The following is a 23046-nucleotide window of genomic DNA, read 5'->3' as shown; positions in this document are numbered from 1 at the left end:
GGGGTGGGCGGGGCCGAGCTGTCACCGATCTGGATCACCTTGCCGCACCCGGTCAGGCTCACCAGGCCGCAGACGGCGAGAGCGGTGGCGGCGGAGGCACGGCGGGCCGCGGTGCCGTGGGACAGCAGGCCGCTGAAGAACGAGGTCATGCCGTCAACACGAGACAGGCCCCGGGAAAGGTTCACCACCGTGCCCCGTTCTGCGCGGCGGTGCTCCCCGGTGAACGTTCCACCGCGCCCACGTCGTGGTTCTCGTACAGAGCAGCCCTCACGCGCAGGATCGGGAGCCCGCAGTGTCGTCGAACGTGAACATCCCCGGGGACGAGCTCGAAGAGGCCCAGAAGATGCTGGACTTCGTGCACGACAACATCGACATCGGACACCACACGTTCGACTTCGATGCTGCTTTCGGCCCTGAGCTGTCCCGCGGGTCCGCACAGCACTTCGAGGACCGCTGGGAGGACGGCAAACACCAGCTGCAGAAGCAGGTGGAGGGCGTCCGGGACGCCATCCAGCAGATCCTGGACGCCTTCGAGAAGACCGACCGGGACGCGGCCGCTCATCTCGGCGGCGGGTCCGGCACGTGAGACTCCCCACGGACAGGGTGAAGGACGGACGATGAGCACGGCGCAGCGTTTTCTGCTGGACATCCCCGATCAGTGGGATCAGTTCGATCTGAGCGGTGAGGAGTTGGCACAGGTCCGCGCGCGAGTGCTGGCCTCGACCGACGATCCTCGGGCGAAGGCCGAGATCAACGACATGTTCCGGCAGGGCCGGGAGGTGACCCGGGCGGCCCGGCGCTACGGGGCGCTGCTGGCGTCGGGCACGGCGACCCTGTATCCCGAAGGCCTGTTCATGGCGTACGGCATGGTCTTCGCCGTCACCACGCCCGCGGGTCACGAACTGACCCTGCCCGTCCTGTCGGCACAGCTGGGCATCTCCTCGGCCACCGGTGAGGCCCCCAAGGACCGTGTCATCACTTCGGTGCAGGTCCCCCATGTCGGCCCCGCGGCACGGGTCACCGGCACCGAGGTGACCCGGCTGACCGGTGACATCGGCGTCAAGCTGCTGACGATGCACACGATGATGCCGGTACCCGGCAGCACGCAGGACTTCCTCGTGGTCACCCTCGCCAGCCCCAACCTGCCGCTGAAGAACGAGGTGTACGACCTCTTCGACGCGATCACCGGCACGTTCCGCTTCCTGACCGCCGAAGGGGAGCAGGTCCCCGCGCAAGCGGGTTCCGGTGCCTGACCGCTGCCCGCCGCGGTGACCCGCCGGGTCCGCCCGCCAACGTCACCGCAGCCGCCCGCGAACGTCACCGCGGAGCGGCCGTCCTCGAAACGTCACCGCGGGGCGGCCGCCTGAATTCGGCCGCCCCGCAGCAGGGGCCGGAGCCCCGTCCCCCGAGAAGGTGAGGGGGACACGAGGAGGGGCTCCCCCACGGGGGGCATGAGGGAGCCCCTCCGGCTTCACATGTCGGCTCCCAGGTACGGCACCTGGACGCTCCTGAGAGTTCCGTCGCCGAGGTGGATTAGGCCGCGGCCCGGCTGCGGGGCCTGGCCGACCAGGCCCCGGGTCAGCTTCACGCCGATGACCTCGCCGTCGCTCAGTCCCTGCGGAGACAGGAGCATGCCACTGCGGTTGCGCTTGACCTGTCCCATCCACCCTGCCAGGGACAGCGACAGCGACTCGGCGTTGCCCGCCACGAGCACGCCCCAGCCGGTGCCGGCGCCGCCGCGGGCGAGCAGCGCGAGATCGGGGTCGATCTCGGCTCCCATGAACAGTTCGGCGTCGTCGACGACGATGACGCCGTACTCCTGCGAGACGTTGTTCAGTGCCTGCCGGAAGTCGCCCACCGGCACGTCGGCGTCGGTGAACAGGGACACCACTCCGGGCCGACCCTGGAGGGTGCGCAGGGGCGAACGCCTCGGGGCCAGCACGATGAGCCCGGTGCCGGCCGCGAGCAGCGACTCGGACGCGGCGAGCAGCGCGGTGCTGCGGCCGGTGCGCGGCGGTCCGGCGATCACGAAGGTGGGGACGTCCGTGAGGTCGGGGCCGAGCGAGGCGAGGATGTCTCCGCCGACGGCGACCAAGGGCCGCATGGGGCCGGCCTGCGGGTGCAGGGTGAGGGCGTCGGCGTACGCGATCCGCTCGGGCAGCACGTCGAGCCTGATCGGGCGGCGGGTGTCGGGCACCGCGCTCTCCCGCCTGGTCAGTTCCTTGCCGAGGGCCGCGAAGACCTGGGCCTGGGCGGTGCCCGCCAGGTCCTCACCGAGGACGGCGATCTGCGCCTCGCTGAGGTCCTGGGTGCGGATGCCGCGGCCGGGCTCCGGGTCCGTTGGCGCGGACTTGGTGGGGATGCCGACGCTGGAGTAGTCCTGCCGGTCGTTGAGCCTGAGGACGATCTTGTCCTCGGTGGTGCCGGAGAAGCGGCTGCCGCCGAGCACGCGGTCGCCCGCGAGCACGACGTGGATGCCCACGCCCGCACCGTCCCGCAGCAGCCGCAGCAGGCGCTCCAGGTAGCTGCCGTTGTCGTAGGAGGTGAACTCGCGCTCGAAGACCTCGAACCGGTCGACCATCAGCACGATGTGCGGGAGCCGCTCGTGCGCGGACTGGCCGCGGCGCAGTTCGGTCAGATCGGCCGTGCCGCGGGCGCCCAGGACGCTCTGGCGGAGGGTGAGTTCGGCTCCGAGCCGGTCCAGGAGGCGGCCGAGGCGTTCGATCTGGGTGCGGTCGACGACCGCGCCGCAGTGCGGCAGCGACGTCAGCACGTTGAGGGCGCCGTTGCCGCAGTCGATGCCGTACAGGTGCACGTCGTCCGCGCCGTGGGCCTGGCCGAGCGCCGCGGCCAGGGTGCGCAGCGTCTGGGAGCGGCCGCTGCGGGGCGAGCCGATGACGTGCAGGTGGCCCGCCCGGTCAAGGTCGAACGTGAGCGGTGCGCGGGTCTGCTGGGCGGGCAGGTCGACCATGCCGTAGGCGACGGGGGCCAGGGCCGCCTCGCGTTCGGCGGCGGGCTTCGGCGCGGGCGGCATCGTCCAGGGCAGCACGCCGGGCAGCGCCGGCAGCCAGGGGCTGGGCTGGCGCGGCACACCGGCGAGGGTGGCCGCCTCGGCGACCGCGCCCGCGAGCACCGCGAGGTCGGTGACCGCCTCGCTCTGGGCGGCCGCGGCACCGCCGCGCGAACGCGCCCTGGGCAGCGGACCGCCCAGGTCCCGCCATGACACGGGTACGGCGTCCACGGCCACCGGCGCCCCGGTGACGGGCAGACCGCCGGGACGGCGGCCGCCGACGCGTCCGGACTGGAAGGGCAGCAGCGCCGACGGGCCCAGCCGGGCGTAGGCCCGGCCCGGGTTGGCCGGGGAGATGTCACCCGAGTCGGGAGCGTCGATGATGTCGCGGCTCTCGCTCGTGTCGGTGGTGCGCAGGGCGATACGCAGGTTGGTGTTCGCCCGGATGTCCGGGGTGACCGCGCCGCCCGGCCGCTGGGTGGCGAGCACCAGGTGGATACCGAGGGACCGGCCACGCTGGGCGATGTTGACCAACCCGGCGATGAAGTCGGGCAGTTCGCGCACCATCGAGGCGAACTCGTCGATGACGAGGAGCAGTCGGGGCAACGGGGGAAGGACGTTGCCGCCGCGCGAGCGCTTGTCGAGGTAGTCCTCGATGTCCTTGGCTCCCGCCTGGGCCAACTGCGTCTCGCGCCGGCGCAGTTCGGCACCCAGGGAGATCAGTGCCCGCTCCACGAGCCGGGTGTCGAGGTCGGTGACCAGGCCGACGGTGTGCGGCAGGTCGGCGCACTCGGCGAAGGCGCTGCCGCCCTTGTAGTCGACGAGGACGAACGTCATCTCGTCGGGCCGGTTGACCACCGCGAGCGTGGCGACGAGCGTCTGGAGGAGTTCGGACTTGCCGGAGCCGGTGGTGCCGGCGATCAGCGCGTGCGGGCCGTCGCGCACCAGGTCGACGGCGAACTCGCCGTCGTAGCCGACGCCGAGGATCGCCCTGGTGGAGCGGCCGCCCAGGGACCATCCGGCCGCAAGGGCCTGCGCGGTGGGCGGTTCGATGGCCAGCAGGTCCAGCAGGCGTACGGATCCGGGCAGCGCGCTCTCGTCGCTGTCTCCCACGCCCCGCAACGGGGCCAGCGCCCGCGCGAACTGCTCGTACCAGTGCGCCTCGGGGAAGTCGCTGCGCACGTTCTCCAAGGCGGCGGCGGAACCGGTGCGGACCTTGGCCGTGATGGCGTCGGCGCCGGTGACGACGACGGCGCCGCACTCCTCGGGCAGCAGCCGCTCCTCCCGGTCGATGCAGATGGTGTAGACGCCCACGGCCGGACCGTCGCGCAGCAGGCCGATCACGCCCGGCAGGGAGCGGGCCCGGCGGGCCTCCTCCAGGACGACGAGGATGTCGGGGTAGCCGTTGACGCCGCCCCGCGTGATCTCCGGCCCGGCGGCGCCGCGGGCGGCGACGATCTGGCCGAGTTCACCGATGCGGCGGGCCAGCGAGTCGGCGGTGCTGCCGATCAGGGCGTAGGCGTCCTCGCCCTGCGCCTGGGCGTGTGGCAGCCAGCGCGTCCAGGACCAGTCGTGTTCGCCGGACGGCCCGGCGAGGACGACGATGCGCAGGTCGGTGGGGCTGTGCAGGGCGGCGGCCTGCGCGGTCAGCCATCCCGCCTGGCGGGTCGCGCCGGGTCCGGCGACACCCGCGACGCCGACCCGGCGCAGCGGCACGGCGACGGGGACCTGGTTCAGCCACGGCACGGTGTTGCGCCGGTGCTCGCTCTGCTCGGGGTCGTCGACGCTGACCGCCGACGGGAGATCGGTGGTGCCGGCGCGCACGGTCAGGAAGTCGGGGTCCCGCCAGCGGCGTTCCCACAGCCGTTCCGACGGCTGTACCGCCATCTGCAGCAGTGCCGCCGGATCGGGCAGGGAGAGACGGAGGTTGTGCTGCTCCTCCAGGACGGCGGTCTCGATGTCCGCGCGCACCGCGGCCACCGACCGGTCGTACTCCTCCTTCGACTCCAGGTACTTCAGCATCGCCTGCTTGCGGCCGCCGAACTGGGTGACCAGGGCGGCGATCGGCGAGAGCAGGGCGATGAAGACGAAGGACCACCGTTGGGTGACCAGGATGGCGATCGCGGCGCTGCCGGCCGGCAGCAGCAGGATCGGCAGGAGGGGGATGGGCCGCTTGTCGGGCTTGACGGGAGGGGTCGGCAGCCGGAACTTCGCCCCCGCCGCGGGCGGCAGGAAGCGCGGCGGCCGGTTGAACTCCAGCCCGAGTCCGTCCTCCGCCGCGACCAGCGGGGCGCGGGCCGTGCGCCGTGAGGTCAGCTCCAGCTGGATGGTGCCCACCGTCAGCTGGCTTCCCTCGCGCCATGGGGACGGCACGCTCGCGGGCTTGCCGTCGAGCGAGGCCGATTCCGCCGCCAGGAGCCGGGCGCTGCCGTCGAGGTGCACCCGCACCTGTGCGGCGCGCGGCGGCGCGCCCTCGGCCAGCCGGACGCGGCAGCCGGGGGCGGCGCCGATGTCGTAGTCGCCGGGGATCAGGCGGTAGGTGGTACCCGCGCCCAGGCCGGAGACGACGCGGATCTCGGTGCTGCCCTCGGGCTCGGGCTCCCCTGACACGGGAGCACCGAGCCCTAGGTCCATGCCGTCCCGTACACCCGCCGCCTGGAGTGTGCTCCCGGGGTCGACGAGCTTCGAGCCGACGTACAGGGCCTGCTCCGGCACCGTGGTGCCGTCGGCCCCCGCGTACCCGACGGCGCGGGCCAGCTCGGCCGCGAACCTGCCCGCGGTGGCGGTCGGTTCGGTCTGTACGGCGACGGTGGTGGACACCCCCTCGGCGCGCGGATCACGAACGCTGACGGTCAATCGCACTGCTCATCGTCCTTCTCGAGTAGCGGTGGGTGCGGCGCCGATCGCCGTGCGGCGGGCCGGTGCCGGTGGGTCAGGACAGGGCGGAGCCGAGCTGGCTGTCGGTCTGGTCGAAGGCCTCACCGACGGTCTTCACGTACTGGCCGATGCCCTGCAGGCCCTGGTTGACCTGCTCGAAGCCCTTGGCGAACTCGTCGAAGAACGGCGAGAACTTCTGCTGCGCGGCCGGCGTGCTGTAGCCGTCGGCGAGCAGGGTGGAGATCTTGCCGCGGACCTCGTTGAGCTTGTCCTGGAGCTGGGAGAAGTCGTTGAGCAGGGCCTGCGAGGTCGACGACGTGGTGTCGGAGTTGACGCTGTAGTTGGGCACGGAAGTACTCCTTGCTGGTGGTTGATGCCGTCCATCCGTTCAGGGATGGAGAACTGGGTGTACGAGGCCTCTGAAGCGTGTTTCGAAAGTGGCGTCGTCCGCCCGAAGGGCGGGCCGCCGGCGTCCGGTGCTTGGGACCGCTGGGCGGAGGGTCGCTCCGGTACTGGCTGTATCGGGGCGATCTCGGCGACGCGGCTGGGTCCCCCCCCCATGCCTTCGGGCAGTGGGGGGAGTGCGTGCCGGGCGTCGCCGGGCAGAGCGGACTTTCGAAACACGTCCTAGCCGCCTGCGCCGCCGGCCGCCGGTGCCGGCGGTGGCCCTGTCACCGGGGCCGGGGCGGGTGCCGGAGCTGTCGCCGGTACCGCTGCCGGAGTCGGGGCTGTCGCGGGCCCGGTCACTGGTGCCGGAGCCGACGCCGGAGCTGGAGCCGACGGTGGTGCCGGGACGATTACGGGCCCGGTCGCCGGGGCCGGTCCTGTCGTAGGAGCCGGAGCCGGGGCGGGTGCCGGGGCGGACGGCCCGGATGCGACCGGGGCTGCCGGCCGCGGGTCGACGGGTGTCGGCGGCCGCGGGGAGGGCGGCGACACGTGCGCCGGGGGCGCGACGTCGGGCCGGGGGCGGCCCTTGATGGGGATCTTGGCGGTGAGACCGTCGACGGCGCGGCCCAGGCCGGCCTTGCCGACCGCGCCGACGCCGATTTTCGGGGCCGAGTTGGCGATCTCATCGGCGGCGGCCTCGGCAGGGTCCTCGCCCTGGGCGATCTCGACTCCGATTTTGGTGCCGAGCGTCGCGCCTTCCTCCAGGGTGCTGCCCAGCTGGTCAGAAGCCTTCTTGCCGAGGGAGTCGCCGAGCGCCGGTTCGGTGGTGTCCCCGAACTTTCCGCCTTGGCCCTCCTGCACCGGCGCGTTGCCCCGCCCTTTGCCGATGGCGCCGACCCCGCCCTTGAACACCGCTCCGGCCACGGCTCCGGCCGCGGCGCCGGCGAACACGCCCGCCGCCGTGACGTTGTCGTGGTTGGCGGCCTTGGCGGCCGCTTCCTTGGCGGAGTCGCCGAGGAACTTGCCCACGACATCGGTGGCGGCCTTGCCCACGGGATGGCTGAGGAAGCCTCCGACGATCTTGGTGTTGGTGAGGGACTCGCCGATCTTCGCGATGGTGCCGGTGGTCTGCTTGATCAGGCCGGAGTTCTTCACCGCGAAGGCGAGGGCCGGGCTGATCGCCTCGGCGATCCGGCCGCCCAGCTTGAGCAGCGAGCCGCCCGGGACGATGCCGAGCAGGCCGGTGACGAAGTCGCCCGCTTTGATCCCGCCCGTTTGACTGGCCACGACTTGGTTGAAGACGAACAACAGTCCGCCCAGCAGGGCGCCGACCACCGGGAAGAACACCGCCACCACCGCGATGAGCAGGGACAGCAGGATCTGCACGAACGGGAAGTCCTTGAAGAAGTCGGCGATCTTCTGGAAGATGCCCCGCTCCGGAATCGCCTCCTCCGCCGCCCGGTCCAGCACCTCGGCGCACCGCCGCTGCGCGCTCTCGCGCAGCGTCCTCGCCTGCTCCGCCAGACTGCGGGCCGCGCTCAACTCGGCCTGGCCCGCGTCGATGGCGTTCTGGGTCGCGCGCGCCTGCGCCTGCTCCTCGTCGGTCGGGGTCGCGCTCAGCTGCTTCGGTGTCTGGTTCGCCTGTAGTGCGGCGGCCCGCGCCCGGTCCACGGCCTGGTCGAAGGAGCCCTGCGCCTCCAACAGCCGAGGTATGTACTCGCTGTAGGCCTGGGCCGCGTCGTGGTACGACGTCATCGTCTTGGTCAGCTTGTCCGGCAGATCGTCACCGATCTGCGCATTGAGCTGGTCCATCGCGTCACCGGAGCCCTTGGATATGGCCCCGTCCTTCCGCACGACGCTGAGCGCCCTCTCGGCGGCGTCACCGATGTCCCGGTAGCGCTTCACGATGCCCTGGATGAGCTCGGGGTCGCCGGGCGTCGGGTCCGAGTCCATGCCCAGGAGCTGGAAGTCCTCGGGACTCGAGTGCCGACGTGCCATTGCGATCCCCCCGGTCCGGTGCGTGCGGGTGATGTGCGGTCCCCGGGTACACGGCACCGGGCTCGTGGAGGGTTCAATGAGCTTCGCGTCCGCGTCGAACGTTTCTGCCCGGCGGCCCCGTGTAGTCGGTGCAAGCAATGTCGGACGACATGGGTGGACACGATGAGCAACGGCGCGGGCCGAGTGCCCGAGCACCGGCCGAGAACTGCCGCGGCGCACCGCATCCCGCAGACGCTGTGGTACGCCCTGACAGCTCTGCTGGCGGCATGCCTTGTCACGCTCGGCACAGCCGGCCCCGCCGAGGCGGCACCGTCCGCCGACGACCTGGTCAAGGTGTTCGTGGTGCAGGACCCCGCGCAGACCGGCGGACAGCTCGCCACCCTGCAGTCGATCGCCGCGGCGACGCTGGGCGACGCGGCACGGGCCGACGAGATCTTCCAGCTCAACCGCGGTCAGGCGCAGCAGGACGGGTCCGCCCTCGGCCGCCCCGGCGACCAGCTGCATCCGGGCTGGATCCTGCGGCTTCCGCAGGACGCGTCCGGTCCCGGCGTCCAGCTGGCCAAGGACACCGGGGGCGGAAACGGCGCCTCCGCTCCCCCGGCGGCGGGGACGTCCTCGTCGGGGACGGACGCTGCGCCGTCCAAGGTGCTCACCGTCTCCCTGGGCGCGGCGCTCGCGCTGCTCGGGGCGATCCTGCTCGCCCTGATCACCGCGGGCATCGTCGCCCGTCGCAAGGTGCGTACCGCGGCCGGCGCCGTCGGGCGCGGCGTCCGCGCGCTGGGCGCGCCCGTGCGCCGTCGCCGCCGGCTCGCGCAGCGGCAGGCGGTGAGCCGCCGCTTCGACGCGGACGGCGACTCGGTCCAGCGGGCCTACAACGCCCTCGGTGAGTTCACGGAGACGGACCGGGAGCCCGAGAAGCCGGTGCACGCGCTCGGCGTGGACGACGCCGGCGTGACGGTGTGGCTGTCCGCCTCCGATACCGCCGACGCTCCCTGGGCGAACGTCGACGGCACCCGTTGGCGGCGCCCCGCCGACGCGCCCGGTCTCAGGGCTCCGGGCGGCGGCGCCGGCGTGGGCTCACAGTCCGTCCTGACCACCGCGTGTCTGGTCCGGGCGGGCACGGACGCGGCGGACCGGCCCGTGTTCGTGGATCTCAGCCGCCTGGACGGGGTCCTGAGTGTCGGCGGTGACCGGGCTGTCGCCCGCGACGTGGTGCAGAACCTGCTGGCGGAGATCGCCCGTACCCGGCCGAACCTGCCGGTGACCGTGGTGCGCGGCTCGGCCGACGCACTGCCGCTCGCCGTGCCGCCGAACCTCCGGCAGATGCCCCAGGCCGCCACGTCCACGGTGGCCAAGCCGTTCCCGTCGCACGGCACGGTACGCGCGGCCGCGTCACGCCGACCGGTCAGGGGGCTGGTCGTCGTATCCGGTACGCCGGGTCCGCGGGAGGCGGCCGAACTGGCCGCTCTGTGCAGCGTGGGCTGGACGGGACTGGTCTGCGGCGAGACGCAGGAGGCTCACTGGCGCTGGTACGCCGACGGTGACGGCCACGTCGACATCCCCGTGCTGGACCTTCAGCTGACGGTTCCGGCCTGAGTTTTTCGTGCCTGCCGCCGCCGGAGGGATCCTGTGGTTCTTCCGGCGGTCGACCGGCATCCCTCACGGGTTCGCCCACGGCCGCAACGGACGGAGGCCCACTCCACCGGTGGGAGCACGTACCGGCGGAGCGGGCCTTCCCTCGTCTGCCGCGGGGGCGGCAGGAAGAGGACCCGGCATGCCAGGGTCGGAATGCCGGGTCCTTCTCCCGCTCACTGCCGTTGCCCCCATGGCGAAGCAGGAGCGGGAGGTCTGCGAGGAGTGGCCCGTGCGCATCGGCGACGGGCCTGCTCGCGTCCCGGCGTCGTCGAGCGGGACGGCGACGGGGTTCTCGTCACGCCGAGGCGGCGTGGGTGCGACGGCCCGCAGGCTCGGGGTCTCCGCGGGGGGCAAAGAGTCCCGAAGCGCTGCGGGTACGTAACCGATCCGCATGATCAGCTGCTCCGCCTGCCGCCCGATCGGCATCTCCACGCGCTGCCTCTCGGGCGGGCTCAGCGAGCCTCGCAGCGCGACAACCGGACCGACAAGGCTGATCGGTGGATGCTGCCCTCAGGGGCGTCGCGCATGACCGGTCGGGCACGAGCCCTGCCTGACGGGCAGGTCGGACGACCAATCGGCCGCGTGTCCTCGACAACCTCTCCCCCGGCGAGCAACTCGCGCCGCGATGTGACGGCACACACTCCCTGACGGTGCACTCTCCGTGACGCCGCGCGACCACGAGCCGACGGCGGGCCGCAGCCCCGGCATCCGGTTGCGCGGACGGCGAAAGAACTGCCCGTTCGCACCCGCCCGAGTGACCGATCGCGCAAGAGCGCGCCGCAGACGGCCGCATCGGGAACGCCTGCGGGCCCGCCGGTGTCTTAGGACATGGCGCCTGACCTCGACAACCGTCCGGCCCCACTCACTCGAATCGCCCCTTCCGTGGCGGCTCCTTCACAGCAGCCGCCCGCAGGGGCGCGCCCCAAAAAATGTTTATGCTTCAACTTCCACCTTCGACTTCCAGAATCAAGTGGAGAACACGACATGTCGGTCAACGACCCGATCACCCCTGAGCCGCTCCTCCAGCTCGGCCTGGGCTTCATGGCCTCCAAGACCCTTCTGAGCGCGGTGGAGCTGGGAATCTTCACCGTGCTGGCCCAGGGCGGCCGCGACCGCGACTCCCTCGCCGCCGAGGTGGGCCTGCACTCCCGGTCCGCCGCGGACTTCCTCGACGCGCTGGTGTCGCTCGGGGTGCTGACCCGTGACGAGGCCGGCGTCTACGCCAACACCCCCGCCGCGGACCTGTTCCTGGACCGCGCCAAGCCGTCGTACGTCGGCGGAATCCTCGAGATGGCCAACGCCCGTCTCTTCGGCTTCTGGAACAACCTCACCACCGCACTGCGCACCGGTGCCCTCCAGAACGAGGTCGCCCACAGCGGCGCCCCGTTCTTCGCCACCCTCAGCCAGGACCCGGTCGCCTGGCGGAACTTCCTCAACGGCATGAACGGCGTCAGCACCCCGCTGGCCGCCGCACTGGCCGCCGACTTCGACTGGACCAGCCGCCGCCACGTCATCGACCTCGGCGGAGCCCTCGGCGCCGTCCCGGCCGCCGTCCTGCGCGGCAACCCGGACATCACCGGCGCCGTCTTCGAGCTGCCTCCGGTACAGCCGGTGTTCGAGGAGTTCGTCGCTGCCCACGGCCTGGCCGACCGCCTCGCCTTCCACGGCGGCGACTTCTTCGCCGACCCGCTGCCCGAGGCCGACGTCTACGTCATGGGCCAGATCCTCCACGACTGGAACCTCGAGCAGCGCCAGTTCCTGCTCCAGAAGGCCTACGACGCCCTGCCCGAGGGCGGCACCCTCATCGTCTACGACGCCATGATCGACGACGAGCGCCGCCACAACACTTACGGCCTCATGCTGTCGCTCAACATGCTCATCGACACCGAGGGCGGCTCCGAGTACACGGTCCCGGACGTCACTCAGTGGCTGCGGACCGCCGGCTTCGCCAAGGTGGAGGCCCGTCACCTCATCGGCGGCTACACCGCCGTCTACGCAACCAAGTGAGCGCAGTGATCGGCCCCTGGCGGTGACGCGGGCCACGGCGAGCGGCCCGGCCGGGCCGCTCGCCGTGGCCTTTGCAGTTCCTGGGCGACTGCGGCGGCCCAGGAACTGCCGCGGCGGACCGCCCTGCCCTCGAGAGGCGGAGCCGTGAGCGTGCCGCGAGCGGCACTCCGGCCGCCGGCAGCCCGGAGCGAGGCGCCGGACGGACAACAACATCGGCAGCCCGGAGCGGGGCGCGGAACGAACGAGAACGCGTCGCCGACGCGGTCGCCGACAGGAGCGGCCCGACGGTCAGCGGGATGCGCGGCCCGTTCCGGCGGCGAGCGCACCGGAGCGGGCGGGGAACGGCAGCGGCGCCGCCGTCGGAAGCAGCGGGCTCCCCGCCTCCAGCGGCGAGAAGCCCGCCACGACCTGCGACGGCAGCGCGGTCAGGAAGAAGAAGCCGCCGAAGGCCGCGTACACGCAGGGTGACCAGGTCGACCGAGGTGAACCGGCGCGAGGCGAAGATGTCCGGCGGCGGCATCGGATCGTCCCGGTGCCTCTCCATCTACACGAACGCGACACCCGCCGGAACTCAGGTTCGCCGCCCCGCACCGAGGCCCGGGATCAGCCGGCCGACCCGATCCTGGGCTGTACACCCTGGCGCGCCAGCCACTCCAGCACGTGGTCCGCGACACCGCGCCAGCCGCTGTCCACGGTCAGTGAGTGTCCTCGATCGGCGAACTGCTTCAGCTCGGTCACGGCCGACGAGCCGCCGTACTGCTTGTACGAGGCGCGTGTGACCACGTCCGGGACCGTGTGGTCCTGCCGTCCGGAGATCAGCAGCAGGGGTCCGCGGGTGGTGTTCGCGGTGTCCACGGCGGCCGGAGAGTTCTTGCTGAAGTTCGCGAACGCGGCCTCGAACAGGGGACGCCCCGGCGACGGGATCGCCCACTTCTCGAACAGTTGATCGGACTCGGCCTGGGAGAGCGCGTTGCCGAAGCCGTAGTGGAACTGCTCGGCGGTGAGGGAGACGGCCTTCTTCTTGTTGGCGGGATTCCCGAGAACCGGAAATCCGGAGCGCAGTTGAGCGAACGGGAGCGGCTTGACACCCTTCATCTGGGCGGGGTCGATCGCGACGCCCGCCCGGCCCAGCCCCATACCGAGGAGCTTCTGCGTGAACAGGCCACCGAAGGAATGGCCCACGATCACGGGAGCGGTGTCGTAGGAGCGGATGATCTGGGCGAAGTGCTCGGTGACGGCGTCGATGCCGAATCCGGCGGCCGCCTCGGGCTGCCGGCGTGCGCTCTCGACCGTGTTCGCCTCCCCCGGCCAGCAGGGGGCCACCGCGTCGAATCCCAGGGATTCGAACAGGTCCACCCATGGCCGCCACGAGGAGGAGTGCAACCACAGACCATGGATGAACACGACGGGGACTCTGTCGGTGGGCACGACCTTCTCCTTCGATGGTCGGACCACGCGGGTCGCGGAGTCCGGTGATGAGATGAAACCGGGTCGGCCGTCGTGTCCGCCGGACGGGTCAGACCCTCTGTGGTTGCAGCCTGCACCATTGGCGCTGTCATGCCAGCGATCCGCAGCGCTCTCCCCGAACTCCCCCCTGCCCGAGGAGTCGGGCTTCCCGCCGACACGGTGGCGTCGGCGGGAAGCCCGGGGACCACACGGCCCGGATCGGGCCTGCGGTGCCGGCACGGAGCGGTCCTGCGTTCGGGCGCCCTGGCTGGTTGGTCAGACAGCCAGCGACGTGGTGTCGGCGTGGGCGGTGATCGCCTTGCCCGCCTCCTGGATGGCGGCCTCGACCTGCTCCGGGGTGTATCCGTTGACCGCGATGAACTCCACGTCCGTGATGCCGATCCAGCCGAGGACGCCGCGGATGTAGGGGGCGTGGAAGTCCATCGGCGCGAAGGCGGGGTTGTCGAAGTCGCTGCCCGAGGCCCGCAGGACGACGGCCGTCTTGCCCTTCAGCAGACCCTCGGGGCCGTTCTCGCCGAAGGCGAAGGTCCGGCCGGCCATGACCACCTGGTCGATCCATGCCTTGAAGGTGGCCGGGACGCCGAAGTTGTACATCGGCACGCCGAGGACCACGACGTCGGCCTCCTCGATCTCGCGGATCAGCACCTCGGACGCCGCCACGGCCGCCCTGGTCCCGTCGGTCGCGGCCTCGGCCGGGCCGAAGACACCGGTGATCCACTCCGGCGAGACGAAGACGGGGGTGTCGACGGCCAGGTCACGGTAGGTGACGGTGCCGTGCGGGTTGCGAGCCTGCCAGGCCTGGACGTACTCGGCGGACAGGCGTCGGCTCGCGGAGCCTTCGCCACGGGCGCTGGAGTCGATGTGCAGCAGGTGAGCCATGAGGGTGTCCTAGATCTTTCTGTAGCGTTCAATCCATTTTTGAGGCGACCGGAGTACGTCCACCTGACCAGCCTCAACGCAATCTTCGGGGAAATTAATTCAACTTTCAATCAATGAGACTTCAATCACTTGTTCCCGAGTGCGGGAACAAGCGCCGCACCTCGGCGCCGCCCCGCGAGAACGGCGCCGCCCAGGGCCGGGCGGGTGCCCGAAAGGGCAGTGGTCCAGGCGGTTCTTCCCGGCTTCCCCTGTCCGCCGCCCCGACCGGCGTAACGGTGGGTAACTTTCCATGGGCTCTTCGTACAGGCGCCCGCAAACGCGTCGACACGGCACTTCGCACTGCCCCCGAGAACGAAGGACAGCCATGCCTCACGCTGCCGCAGTGGTGTTCAGGGACTTCGACGACACGGAACGCGACCTGCTCGTCCGCACCGCGCGGACCGTGCTCTTCGAAGTCGGATCGCCCCTGGACCCGGCCGGTCACCGCGTCCTGCGCAGGGTTCTGTCCTGGCTTCCCGCACCGCTGGCCGAGAAGCTCGGCAACGCTTCGTCCCCGTCGGGCCTGACCGTCTTCCGCGGCGTCCTCCGCGTGGACGACGTGGCGCTGGGAGACACCCCCGAGCACTGGTCGAAGGCGCGCGGCGACGAACTCTGGGACACCCTCGTCCTCCTGCTCGCCATGGCGCTGGGGCGACCGATGGCGTTCCCCGACCGCCAGGAGGGCCGCTTCGTCCACAACCTCCTGCCGTCCGCGCGCCGGAGCGCGGCCGGCGACGCGCGCCTCGACATGCTCCGTACCGAGGACGCCTTCCACCCGCAGCGGGCCCATCTGCTGCTCATCGCGTGCATGCGCAATCACGACGCCGTCCCGGTGCCGGCGGCCAGCATCCGGCACGTCGCGCCGGCCGATGACGACATCGACACCCTCATGCGCCCCCACCTCCCCATCCATCCCGGCTCGGACCGCGCGCCCGCCCGCTTCGCCGACCGTCCGACGCCGGTTCCCGTGCTGTGGTCGACCGACGAGGGCCTGATGATGCGGTTCGACCCCGGCCGCACTCCCCTGCAGGACGCCTCCCCGGAATTCAGCCGGGCCTACGGGCACCTGGCCGGGGCTCTCGCCGACGTGGCCTTGCCCTGCAATCTGGGCGCCGGTGACGTCCTGGTGGTCGAGAACGACGTCGTCGCGCTCAGCGGCCCACCGATCACCGCACGACGCCATGGCCAGGATCAGTGGTTGAAGCGCGCCCTCGTCCACACCCCGCACGGGGCCCGACGCCGTCCGTCCGCGGAGGCGGAGGAGCACGGATACGGTCACACGCCCCTGGTGACGGATCTCGGCTGAGCCTCCGGCCGGCGCCCACTTCACACCGTGCGCCGAACCTAAAAGGGACAGACCGTTCTATGCTGGATGGCATGTCGACGACAGAGGAAGTGCCAGTCCTGATTCGCCGTTCCGCGGCCCGCGACCGGCTGGTGGGCACCGCGAGCCGGCTCTTCTACGGCGAGGGCATCCGCGGCGTCGGGGTGGATCGCGTCATGGCCGAGGCCGATGTGGCGCGAGGGACCTTCTACCGGCACTTCGACGGCAAGGAGGACCTGGTACGCGCCTACCTGGAAGGGGCAGACCGGCAGATCAGGGACGGCGTCGCCGCGGTCGCGAAGCAGATCTCCTCCCCCGCCGGCTTCCTCGCCGCGGTGGCGCACGGCATCGGCGACGAGGTGTGCGGCGCGGGCTTTCGCGGCTGCCCGTTCATCAACGCGGCCGCCGAGTACCCGGACCCCCAGAACGTGATCCACCAGACGGTGCTGCGGCATCGTGCCTGGTTCCGCGAGGTGCTGGTGGACGCCTTCCGGCGGCTCGGCGCGACCAGCCACGAACAGTCCGCCGACTCCATGATGGCCCTGCGCGACGGCACGATGGTCGCGGGCTACCTCGGTGACGCGCAGAGGGCGCGCGCGGTGCTGCTGCACGGAGTGACCGCTCTCGTCGCCGCCCGCTGACCGGCTTCTGCCGCCCCTCACCCATTCCAGCCCTTCGCCCCGCCGGGTCAAAAAGACAGATCCAGCGGGGCGGAGGCGTGCGTGTGCGGGGTGAGGCATACCAAACGGGCGCTGCCGGTCGGGTCACCGCGCCGTGGCGGCCTGCCCGCCGATGCGGGTCACGGCGCTCGGGCCGGTCACGGCGATGACGTGCGGGCCGGGGGCCTCGACCGTGGTGGCACTGGCTGCCGGAGCGACCGAAGCGACTCAACTTTCAAAACGGGTCAAACATAACGCGGCCGAGGGACCGTACGGATTACTTCAAGCCTCACACCAGGCGAGCCTCAGCGGCCGAGCCGCCGCCCAGCGGCTCGCGCACTGAGTCGCTGGACCTTCAGTCACTGGAAAAAATCCCAGGTCAGAGGGCATTCGGGGCCCCGCCCAGCGACCCAAGCGACTCTGGGTCCAATGTATGACGAGCGCACGCGCATCCTCGAACGTGGACATATACCGGAACTTGAGTCGCTTCAGTCGCTGATCGCCCTGTCCCGCCCTTCTGACCTGCATATTCACCAGCTACTGAAGCTAAGCGACCCAAGCAAACGAGAGGCGGGGCGCGGCAGGGGAAAACATGCGGCACCGCCCTGTCGGGTATCCCACCTCACCCGAAGGAGCAAGGCTGTACTCCTGAGCCAGGCGCCCTTCTTGCCGATGTTTTCCCGCCATTCGCCTCGGCGCCGACTGCTCGAGCGACGAGGCTGATGGACTCCGAGAAGACCTACGGCCGGCGGCCGGTGGCGGCGGCCCTGATCTGCCGTATGCCGAGCAGCCGCGATCCTTCACCGCCCCGGTCAGGCCCCGGCCGCCGCTATGTCTGCCGCGCGGCCGCGCTGCGAACGGGGAGTCTTCGCGCCGACCCTGCCCGGCTTGACGGTCCTGGGGTCGATGGCTTCACCGGGGGCGCCCACCTCGTAGTCCCCGGTCGGGGCGCTGTCCCGGTCGTGGGGCAGGAGGAAGAAGGTCCGCCGGGCGAACAGCCCGCTGTCCGGGTCGCGTTCGGCGTCCTGAGCGAGGTTGGTGTAGCCGACAAGACGTCCGTCACGGTCGTAGCGGGGCTTGCCCCGCCGAGTGCTCACCTTGTCCAGGGCTTGGCGCACGTAGTCCAGGTTCTCCGGGTTCTCCAGCCACACCACTTCTGCTTCACCGGTGAGCTGGCTGTCCTGCAGCATCGAGCTCATGGCCGCAGACCCTCCTGGTTCCTGTCGCCCGTCCCCCGGCTGGCGGGGCGTTTGCCCGATCCATGGCACCACTGCGGACTCTGGTCGCCGTGGCACACTACATGGTACGGGCAGCAGCACACGTCCCCCAGGGCTCGCGCGTTCGTCACTGCCGCTCCCCCCGTCCGTGCCCGCGGTCGCTCGCCCCGTGTCCGTCGCCTTCGGCTCGCAGCGCGATGCCGGGATAGAGCTTCTTGTCGTTGTTCTTGATCATCTCAGTGGGCGAGGACAGCCCGACCTCCTGGCGGATCCGGCCGGCGAACGTCCGGCTGGTGGCCGGGCGGATGCTCTCCTCCCCGCACCAGCGCGCATAGGTCTCGTAGAGGAGCTTCTGCTCCACCCGCAGGTCCGCGTTCAGCCGCCCGCCATGGCCCACGACGCAGCGCTCCGTGATGAAGCGCCCGATGTGGTCCTCGGTCTTCTCGTACGCCTCGGTCGCCAGGCGGACGGACGAAGGCCCGCTCAGGGGGTCACGCGAGGACAGATAGCCCTGGGCCCCCTCGATCAGCCACTGCAGAATGCCCGGTCCCTCGTCACGGACCAGTTCGGCGGCCAGATTGTCGATCTTGCGCTCGTCAGGGACCTTGCGCTCGAACGGAATCAGTCGCATACGGCGCCAGAACGCGTAACCGCCAGTGCCCACCTCGGGCCGGTGATTGCCCAGCAGCCACAGCTTATGCGTCGGCGTGAAGGTGAAGAAGTTCTGCCTCATGCGCCGTGCCGTGATGGTGTCCCCACCGGTGAGCAGCTTGACCCGGGCCTCGTTGAACTTGTCGTTCGGCTTGAGCTCGCTGCAGACCACGATCCGCCGGCCGTGCAGTTCCGTCAGCTCCGTGGAATGTTCGGTGAACTTGCCCTTCTCCATGAGGAAACCCGGCGGTGCGGCGTTCGCGTAGTCGCCGAGAATCTGCATCATCACGTCCAGCAGGACGGACTTGCCGTTGGCTCCCGACCCGTAGAGGAACGGCAGCACCTGCGCACCGACGTCGCCGGTGATGGAGTACCCCAGCAGTAGGTGCAGGTAGCGAGTGGTCTCGATGCCCTTCTCGTCGTCCCCGAAGGTGTCCCGCAGGAAGCTCTCCCAGCGCGGGACGGGCATCTTCTGCGGGCCGACCGACGTGGCACGCGAGTGCAGGTCCACCAGGGGGTTGGGCTTGCGCAGTTCACCGGTTCTCAGGTCGACGACGCCGGTGGGCGTGCACAGGACGTAGATCTCCCCGTCGAGGACGTCCGGGTCAAGGCTCAGGCCGGGGGCCGCCTGCGCCTGCTGCAGGAGCGCCTTGACTCCCGACGTGGACTGGGTGCGGCGGCGGTGGGCCTCCAGCTTGCCGTCGCTGAACTTCCCGCGTGGGTCGGTCTCGGGGATCTGCTCGGCCATGTCGCCTGCCGCCCAGATCGCCGTCTTCTCCCCGCCGGTGCGCCGCCAGCGGTACTGGTCCCAGGTGAACCATCCCAGGCCCTCGACATGACGGAAACGATCGCTGTACAGACGCGCGAACAACTTCGCGTTGCCCCGGTCCGTCAACTCATCCGGGAACGCGCCCGATTCAGCGGCCGCAGCAGTACGGCCGCTCCCGCGCTGCTGGGCCGGAAGGACTGACTGTCCCAGCTGACTCACCGGAGCGAAGTCGAGGGACTGCTGATGGATCTGCTCGGCGGCCAGCACCGCGTCGAAGGGGACATGCTCGGCGCTGCTCATGAGCGTCCTCGCGGATGGAACGGGCGCTGAGCGCCGACGGACAGTGCGGAGTTGATGATCGACTGATTGCGCTGCTCCTGGTGCGGCCTGGCGTGGGTGGCTGCCTCCAGTAGTTGTCCACGGGCTTCGGCCTCGGTGACGTGCCCGCCCTGTATTAGACCGCCTGCGGTGTAGGCCGCCCTGTTGAGCTTCTCCGTGAACCCCGCCCCCTCGGGGACGGCGCCGCATGCGCGGACATCTTCCAGCAGGCGCTCCAGGACCCGGCCGGCCCGCTTGGGCGCACGCCTCGCCCTCGGCATCACCTCAACGGCCTGGGGAGCCCGCTCGGAGGGGACGTGGCCAGTGCGCGCCAGATCGGCTGCCAGCCATCCCGGCAGCGGGGCGGGCTGACGTGCCTCCCCGACCGGCGTGTAGATACCCGCGGTCGTGCGAGTGGTCGGGGCGACGATGTATCCCCCGTCGGACCGTACGTCGACCTGCCAGGCGAGAGCCGTCCTCGGGCTCGAACCGACCGAGGAGCGGTAGCGGGTGCCCGGATCGAGATTGCGGTACCAGATGTGCAGGCCGCCCGACGGGGTGCGCACCCTGAGTGTCCGGGCGTCGTCCGCCGGACTCGGTTCGCCCCGCAGCGCGGCAAGGAGCGCGAGGGTGTCGAAGCCGGTGGCCAGGCCTGTGAGAGTGACCTCGGGCCCGATCGAGATGCCCGGCAGCAGGCGTGAGCGGTCGGGCACGTCCGCGGCGTGCGCGTCGACGTCGATGACGACCAAGTCGGCCGGCCCGCACGAGACCCCGACCCCGAAACGGGGCTGGGCCGTCCACCAGGCGTCGATCTGCGCGGCGGATGTCGTCGCCGCGTGGAAACCGTGACACCACCGGCCGGCAGCGGAACAGCCGCAGTCACCGGCCGCGTGTCGCTCGGTCCTGCACTGTTCGCAGTTCGCGGCCGGAGTCTTCTGCCACGGTGCCAAGGGATGGACCGGCCAGCCCTGGCCGGCGCACCAGCGGGCCACAGCGTGCGGCGCCGCTGTCCCCGCGGGGGCGACCGAGGGTGTCGCAACGTGGCGTGACACTTGGCGTCCTTGTCGATCCTGTCGATCTCTGGCTGGAGGCTGCGCCAGTCCCGGCGCGCGTTGCCTGGTCGGCCTCTGTGAGACGGGGCCGACGGGACTGACGGGACTGAGTTTTTCAGCAAGCGGAACTGAAGATTAGCGCACCGATGTGACGCAGACGGGTGAGTGTGTTCAGCGTGTCGAAAGCTCAGTCCCGTCAGTCCCTCTGTCCCGGTGTGGGCGCGAGCACGCGGTGAGGTGCAGCGTGGGACGGGGCTGAACGGGACCGAAGAGCCCCGTTCAGCCCCGTGGGGAAAAACCCCAGGTCATGGCGGCTTTCCTCGTCTCCAACGGGACTGACGGGACTGGGTGCGGGAGTTATCAGCTGAGTAGCACTGAAGTATCTCCTGACCTGCATTGTTGTGTATGCGTGCGCGCATGCACGCACGCATCATGGCAATAACTACTGGGGTCAGTCCCGTCAGTCCCGTACCTGGGGAGCAAAGCACCTCTGACCTGCACTTTTGTGGGGCGGGACTGAACGGGACCGAAGAGCCCCGTTCAGTCCCGCCCCACGCTGCGTCGGCCCCCGTTACCGTCTTCGTGGCTCCGCATCGGGGCCTCCGGCCTTCGGATCCGGCATGACTTCCCCCCCTTGTTGTTCATGATCCGGGGGCTGGTGTCACCGGGTCCGAAGGCATCGACGGACCGCTGATGAGGGGCTCGAGCACCGGCTTCCCCCGAGTTGGAAGAGCTCTCCGTAACGTGGATGTGGCAGCTCGGTGCCGAGGCAACGCCGGACGATAGCGTGGTGGAGGGGCCTGCACGTGATCGACACCGGCGACATCGACGTCTTCCTCGGCCTGGACGTCGGCAAGGGCAAACACCACGCCACCGCCGTCCCCCGAGGCTGCTATGTGGTGTCAAGCCGCTTGAGCGAGCTCTTTGGCCTCGACGAGTTGGCTTCCTTCGGCACGTTCGAGGATCTTGAAGATCTGTCGGCAGACCACCCTCTTGAGGCATCGCTGCGCGTCACGGGCTGTCTTCCCTTCGGCGATCTTGTGTGCGACGTACGTCTTCGTGGAGGGATCGAGTCGTATCCGAATGAGGGTGATGGTGTGCATGGCCCGGTCGAGCTGCCGGTCGCCGCTGCGGTTGAGTCGGTGTCGGTTGGTCAGCCCGGACGAGGCAGGCATCGGTGAGACGCCGGCGAAGGAGGCGAAGGCGGCTTCCGAGCGGAATCGTCCCTGGTGAGACCAGCTGATCAAGATCTGGGCGGCGGTGATCGGTCCGACTCCGAGCAAGTCGAGGAGTTCGGGGGCCTGCTGGCGGACCAGGGCGAGGATCTCGTTCTCGAGTTCCTTGGCCTCGGCCTGCAGGTTTGGATGCGTTGCGCCGTGGACCGCATGGCTCGCACCGTCATCCGGTGCTCAATGTCCTGGGCAGGGCGGTCGCGGAGGTGAGCGCAGTGGGTGATCTGCGCGGGGCGCTTGAGCTTGCGCAGTTCGGCGCGGAGACGATCAGGGCCTTGAGCTGGTTGATCGCGGCGGTGGAAGCGAGAACCGCGCCGTGGCGGGTGGCAAGCAGCACCCGCAGTGCCTCGCGTTCGCCACGGAGGCCGGGCGGGAGCAGGTGCTCGGTGGCCAGGGCCTCCTTGGCGGCCCGGATGGCGTCGAGCATGTCGGTCTTGCGGCCGCCGCGGTTGGCCGCTCGTTTCGGGCGGCAGACCGCGACGACCTGCTCACCGGCCTGCCCGAGGAAGGCCGCGAGGTCGGCGCCGTAGCGGCCGATGCCTTCGAGGGCCCAGCGGCGGCGGCCGGAAACCTGCTGGCGGGCGAAGTCCAGCAGCCGCCGGTAGCCACGGGCGTTGGCCGGGGAATCGGTGCTGGCCAGGACGGCACCTATGGGGCTGACGGCGGCTGCGGCGAGGGTGTCGCGGTGGGTGTCGACGCCGATGACGCCGTCGATGTGTTCTGCGAGCATGGTCATGCGGTTGTTCTCCTCCGGGCGGACGACCGTAACGGCGTCGGCCTGGGTGGAGTCACCACGTGGCGGAACTGTGATGAGTCACGCCGTATGGCGGACAAGCTGCTGATCAAGCCAACGGGTGGGCCAGGCCGGCGCCCGTGTCCGGCAGACATCTCGGGGGCACGGCAGTCCCTGACGGGACGTCAGTTATGTTGCGAGTCATGCCGAATCACGAGCGCCGACCTGGCAGCAACCCATCCCGGGCCGCAGAAGAACTTTCACAGTTATGTTTTCCGCGGTCCTGCAAGAGGGCCGCTGGCCTCTGGGCCTGGCATGGCTGGTCGCCTTTGTCGAACCGATGACCTCTACCGGGCCCGAGAGGCGCCGTTGGAGACGCTGATCAGAGGTCCGGCCACTGCCCCGCCGAGCGCAACGCCTGGCAGTATGCGGGCGGCAGGTCTGCATGACGTGGATGCGTGCACGACGCCCACGCCCAGGCCAGCACCACATGCCCCGTTCAGGAGGACGGCTTGAACGAGTAAGAGGAGATAGGCGTCTTCCTGAGCCTGGATGTCGGGAAGAGCGCTCACCACGGACACGGCCCCGTTATGTTTTTCGCGGTCCTGCAAGAGGGCCGCTGGCCTCCGGGCCCGGCATGACTGTTGCCCCCTGTCGATCGGATGACAATGCCGTTGCTTTTGGTGGTTACTGCCATCTGTGGTTCACGGTAATGACGGCTGGTGGGCGGCGGTGGCTGGCAGGTTCGTCGGGGGCCTTGCTGCTGAACGGGGTGATCGACGACTTCAGCTT

General features: G+C 70.5%; 16 protein-coding genes and 1 pseudogene. 6 read left to right on the top strand and 11 right to left on the bottom strand.

The genetic code is table 11. The features are described 5' to 3' along the window. Positions 1-292 precede the first annotated feature (292 nt). Both FNH09_RS30375 and FNH09_RS30370 read left to right on the top strand, forming a co-directional pair. Positions 293-586 (top strand): hypothetical protein, encoded by a 294-nt coding sequence (locus FNH09_RS30375; protein WP_162469327.1) that lies wholly within the window; start codon positions 293-295, stop codon positions 584-586. Positions 587-617: 31 nt separating this feature from the next. Next, a complete protein-coding gene (locus FNH09_RS30370; protein WP_152893106.1) occupies positions 618-1253 on the top strand; it encodes a hypothetical protein in 636 nt (211 codons plus the stop codon). 218 nt (positions 1254-1471) lie between these two features. On the opposite strand, the gene FNH09_RS30365 is transcribed toward FNH09_RS30370, so the two are convergent. The 3 genes from FNH09_RS30365 to FNH09_RS47810 all read right to left on the bottom strand — a co-directional run bounded on the left by FNH09_RS30365 (position 1472) and on the right by FNH09_RS47810 (position 8272). Further along, positions 1472-5872, bottom strand: a complete 4401-nt coding sequence (locus FNH09_RS30365; RefSeq protein WP_338017721.1) for an FtsK/SpoIIIE domain-containing protein — start codon at positions 5870-5872, stop codon at positions 1472-1474. Positions 5873-5942: 70 nt separating this feature from the next. Further along, positions 5943-6236 (bottom strand): WXG100 family type VII secretion target, encoded by a 294-nt coding sequence (locus FNH09_RS30360; RefSeq protein ID WP_162469326.1) that lies wholly within the window; start codon positions 6234-6236, stop codon positions 5943-5945. Positions 6237-6514: 278 nt separating this feature from the next. Next, on the bottom strand, positions 6515-8272 hold the full coding sequence (locus FNH09_RS47810) for a putative T7SS-secreted protein (RefSeq protein WP_202919780.1): 1758 nt from the start codon (positions 8270-8272) through the stop codon (positions 6515-6517). Between the two features lie 162 nt (positions 8273-8434). On the opposite strand from FNH09_RS47810, the gene FNH09_RS30350 reads away from it, so the two are divergent. Both FNH09_RS30350 and FNH09_RS30345 read left to right on the top strand, forming a co-directional pair. Beyond that, positions 8435-9868: a LysM peptidoglycan-binding domain-containing protein gene (locus FNH09_RS30350; protein WP_152893104.1), complete on the top strand. Its 1434-nt coding sequence runs from the start codon at positions 8435-8437 to the stop codon at positions 9866-9868. A 1023-nt stretch (positions 9869-10891) separates the two neighbouring features. Beyond that, positions 10892-11914: a methyltransferase gene (locus FNH09_RS30345; RefSeq protein ID WP_152893103.1), complete on the top strand. Its 1023-nt coding sequence runs from the start codon at positions 10892-10894 to the stop codon at positions 11912-11914. A gap of 259 nt (positions 11915-12173) precedes the next feature. On the opposite strand, the pseudogene FNH09_RS30340 reads toward FNH09_RS30345, so the two are convergent. From FNH09_RS30340 to FNH09_RS30330, 3 genes and pseudogenes are all read right to left on the bottom strand, one after another. Next, positions 12174-12479 (bottom strand): annotated as a pseudogene (locus tag FNH09_RS30340) (MFS transporter); the annotation flags it as partial. A gap of 38 nt (positions 12480-12517) precedes the next feature. After that, on the bottom strand, positions 12518-13342 hold the full coding sequence (locus tag FNH09_RS30335; protein WP_162469325.1) for an alpha/beta fold hydrolase: 825 nt from the start codon (positions 13340-13342) through the stop codon (positions 12518-12520). Between the two features lie 294 nt (positions 13343-13636). Continuing rightward, entirely contained in the window at positions 13637-14260 is a 624-nt protein-coding gene (locus FNH09_RS30330; RefSeq protein WP_152893102.1) for an FMN-dependent NADH-azoreductase, read from the bottom strand. Between the two features lie 364 nt (positions 14261-14624). Between FNH09_RS30330 and FNH09_RS30325 the strand changes: the two genes are divergently transcribed. Next, positions 14625-15605 carry a Fe(II)-2OG oxygenase family protein gene (locus FNH09_RS30325; protein ID WP_238427194.1) on the top strand — a complete coding sequence of 327 codons (981 nt, stop codon included), beginning with the start codon at positions 14625-14627 and terminating at the stop codon, positions 15603-15605. A gap of 71 nt (positions 15606-15676) precedes the next feature. Next, complete coding sequence (locus tag FNH09_RS30320; RefSeq protein ID WP_152893101.1) at positions 15677-16264, top strand: TetR/AcrR family transcriptional regulator; 588 nt, start codon at positions 15677-15679, stop codon at positions 16262-16264. An 830-nt stretch (positions 16265-17094) separates the two neighbouring features. Here the strand turns inward: FNH09_RS30320 and FNH09_RS30315 are convergent. From FNH09_RS30315 to FNH09_RS48960, 5 genes are all read right to left on the bottom strand, one after another. Beyond that, positions 17095-17481 carry a DUF6009 family protein gene (locus FNH09_RS30315; protein WP_152893100.1) on the bottom strand — a complete coding sequence of 129 codons (387 nt, stop codon included), beginning with the start codon at positions 17479-17481 and terminating at the stop codon, positions 17095-17097. A 145-nt stretch (positions 17482-17626) separates the two neighbouring features. Next, positions 17627-19219 carry a DNA primase family protein gene (locus FNH09_RS30310; protein ID WP_152893099.1) on the bottom strand — a complete coding sequence of 531 codons (1593 nt, stop codon included), beginning with the start codon at positions 19217-19219 and terminating at the stop codon, positions 17627-17629. Beyond that, a complete protein-coding gene (locus tag FNH09_RS30305) occupies positions 19216-20229 on the bottom strand; it encodes a bifunctional DNA primase/polymerase (RefSeq protein WP_162469328.1) in 1014 nt (337 codons plus the stop codon). The genes FNH09_RS30310 and FNH09_RS30305 overlap by 4 nt, the downstream gene beginning before the upstream one ends. Positions 20230-21191: 962 nt before the next feature. Beyond that, complete coding sequence (locus tag FNH09_RS48965; RefSeq protein WP_238427195.1) at positions 21192-21536, bottom strand: IS110 family transposase; 345 nt, start codon at positions 21534-21536, stop codon at positions 21192-21194. A 151-nt stretch (positions 21537-21687) separates the two neighbouring features. After that, positions 21688-22257: an IS110 family transposase gene (locus FNH09_RS48960; RefSeq protein WP_238427193.1), complete on the bottom strand. Its 570-nt coding sequence runs from the start codon at positions 22255-22257 to the stop codon at positions 21688-21690. Positions 22258-23046: the final 789 nt, after the last annotated feature.

Source organism: Streptomyces adustus, from assembly GCF_009377175.1.
Lineage (GTDB): Bacteria > Actinomycetota > Actinomycetes > Streptomycetales > Streptomycetaceae > Streptomyces > Streptomyces adustus.
Note: the sequence above shows the minus strand (reverse complement) of the source record. Positions and strands in the feature narration are given on the sequence as shown.

Coding starts and splice junctions, on each gene's coding strand:
- FNH09_RS47810 (WP_202919780.1), bottom strand. CDS start 8,272: ATGGCACGTCGGCACTCGAGTCCCGAGGACTTCCAGCTCCTGGGCATG.
- FNH09_RS30345 (WP_152893103.1), top strand. CDS start 10,892: ATGTCGGTCAACGACCCGATCACCCCTGAGCCGCTCCTCCAGCTCGGC.
- FNH09_RS30370 (WP_152893106.1), top strand. CDS start 618: ATGAGCACGGCGCAGCGTTTTCTGCTGGACATCCCCGATCAGTGGGAT.
- FNH09_RS30330 (WP_152893102.1), bottom strand. CDS start 14,260: ATGGCTCACCTGCTGCACATCGACTCCAGCGCCCGTGGCGAAGGCTCC.
- FNH09_RS30310 (WP_152893099.1), bottom strand. CDS start 19,219: ATGAGCAGCGCCGAGCATGTCCCCTTCGACGCGGTGCTGGCCGCCGAG.
- FNH09_RS30320 (WP_152893101.1), top strand. CDS start 15,677: ATGTCGACGACAGAGGAAGTGCCAGTCCTGATTCGCCGTTCCGCGGCC.
- FNH09_RS48960 (WP_238427193.1), bottom strand. CDS start 22,257: ATGACCATGCTCGCAGAACACATCGACGGCGTCATCGGCGTCGACACC.
- FNH09_RS30350 (WP_152893104.1), top strand. CDS start 8,435: ATGAGCAACGGCGCGGGCCGAGTGCCCGAGCACCGGCCGAGAACTGCC.
- FNH09_RS30325 (WP_238427194.1), top strand. CDS start 14,625: ATGCCTCACGCTGCCGCAGTGGTGTTCAGGGACTTCGACGACACGGAA.
- FNH09_RS30315 (WP_152893100.1), bottom strand. CDS start 17,481: ATGAGCTCGATGCTGCAGGACAGCCAGCTCACCGGTGAAGCAGAAGTG.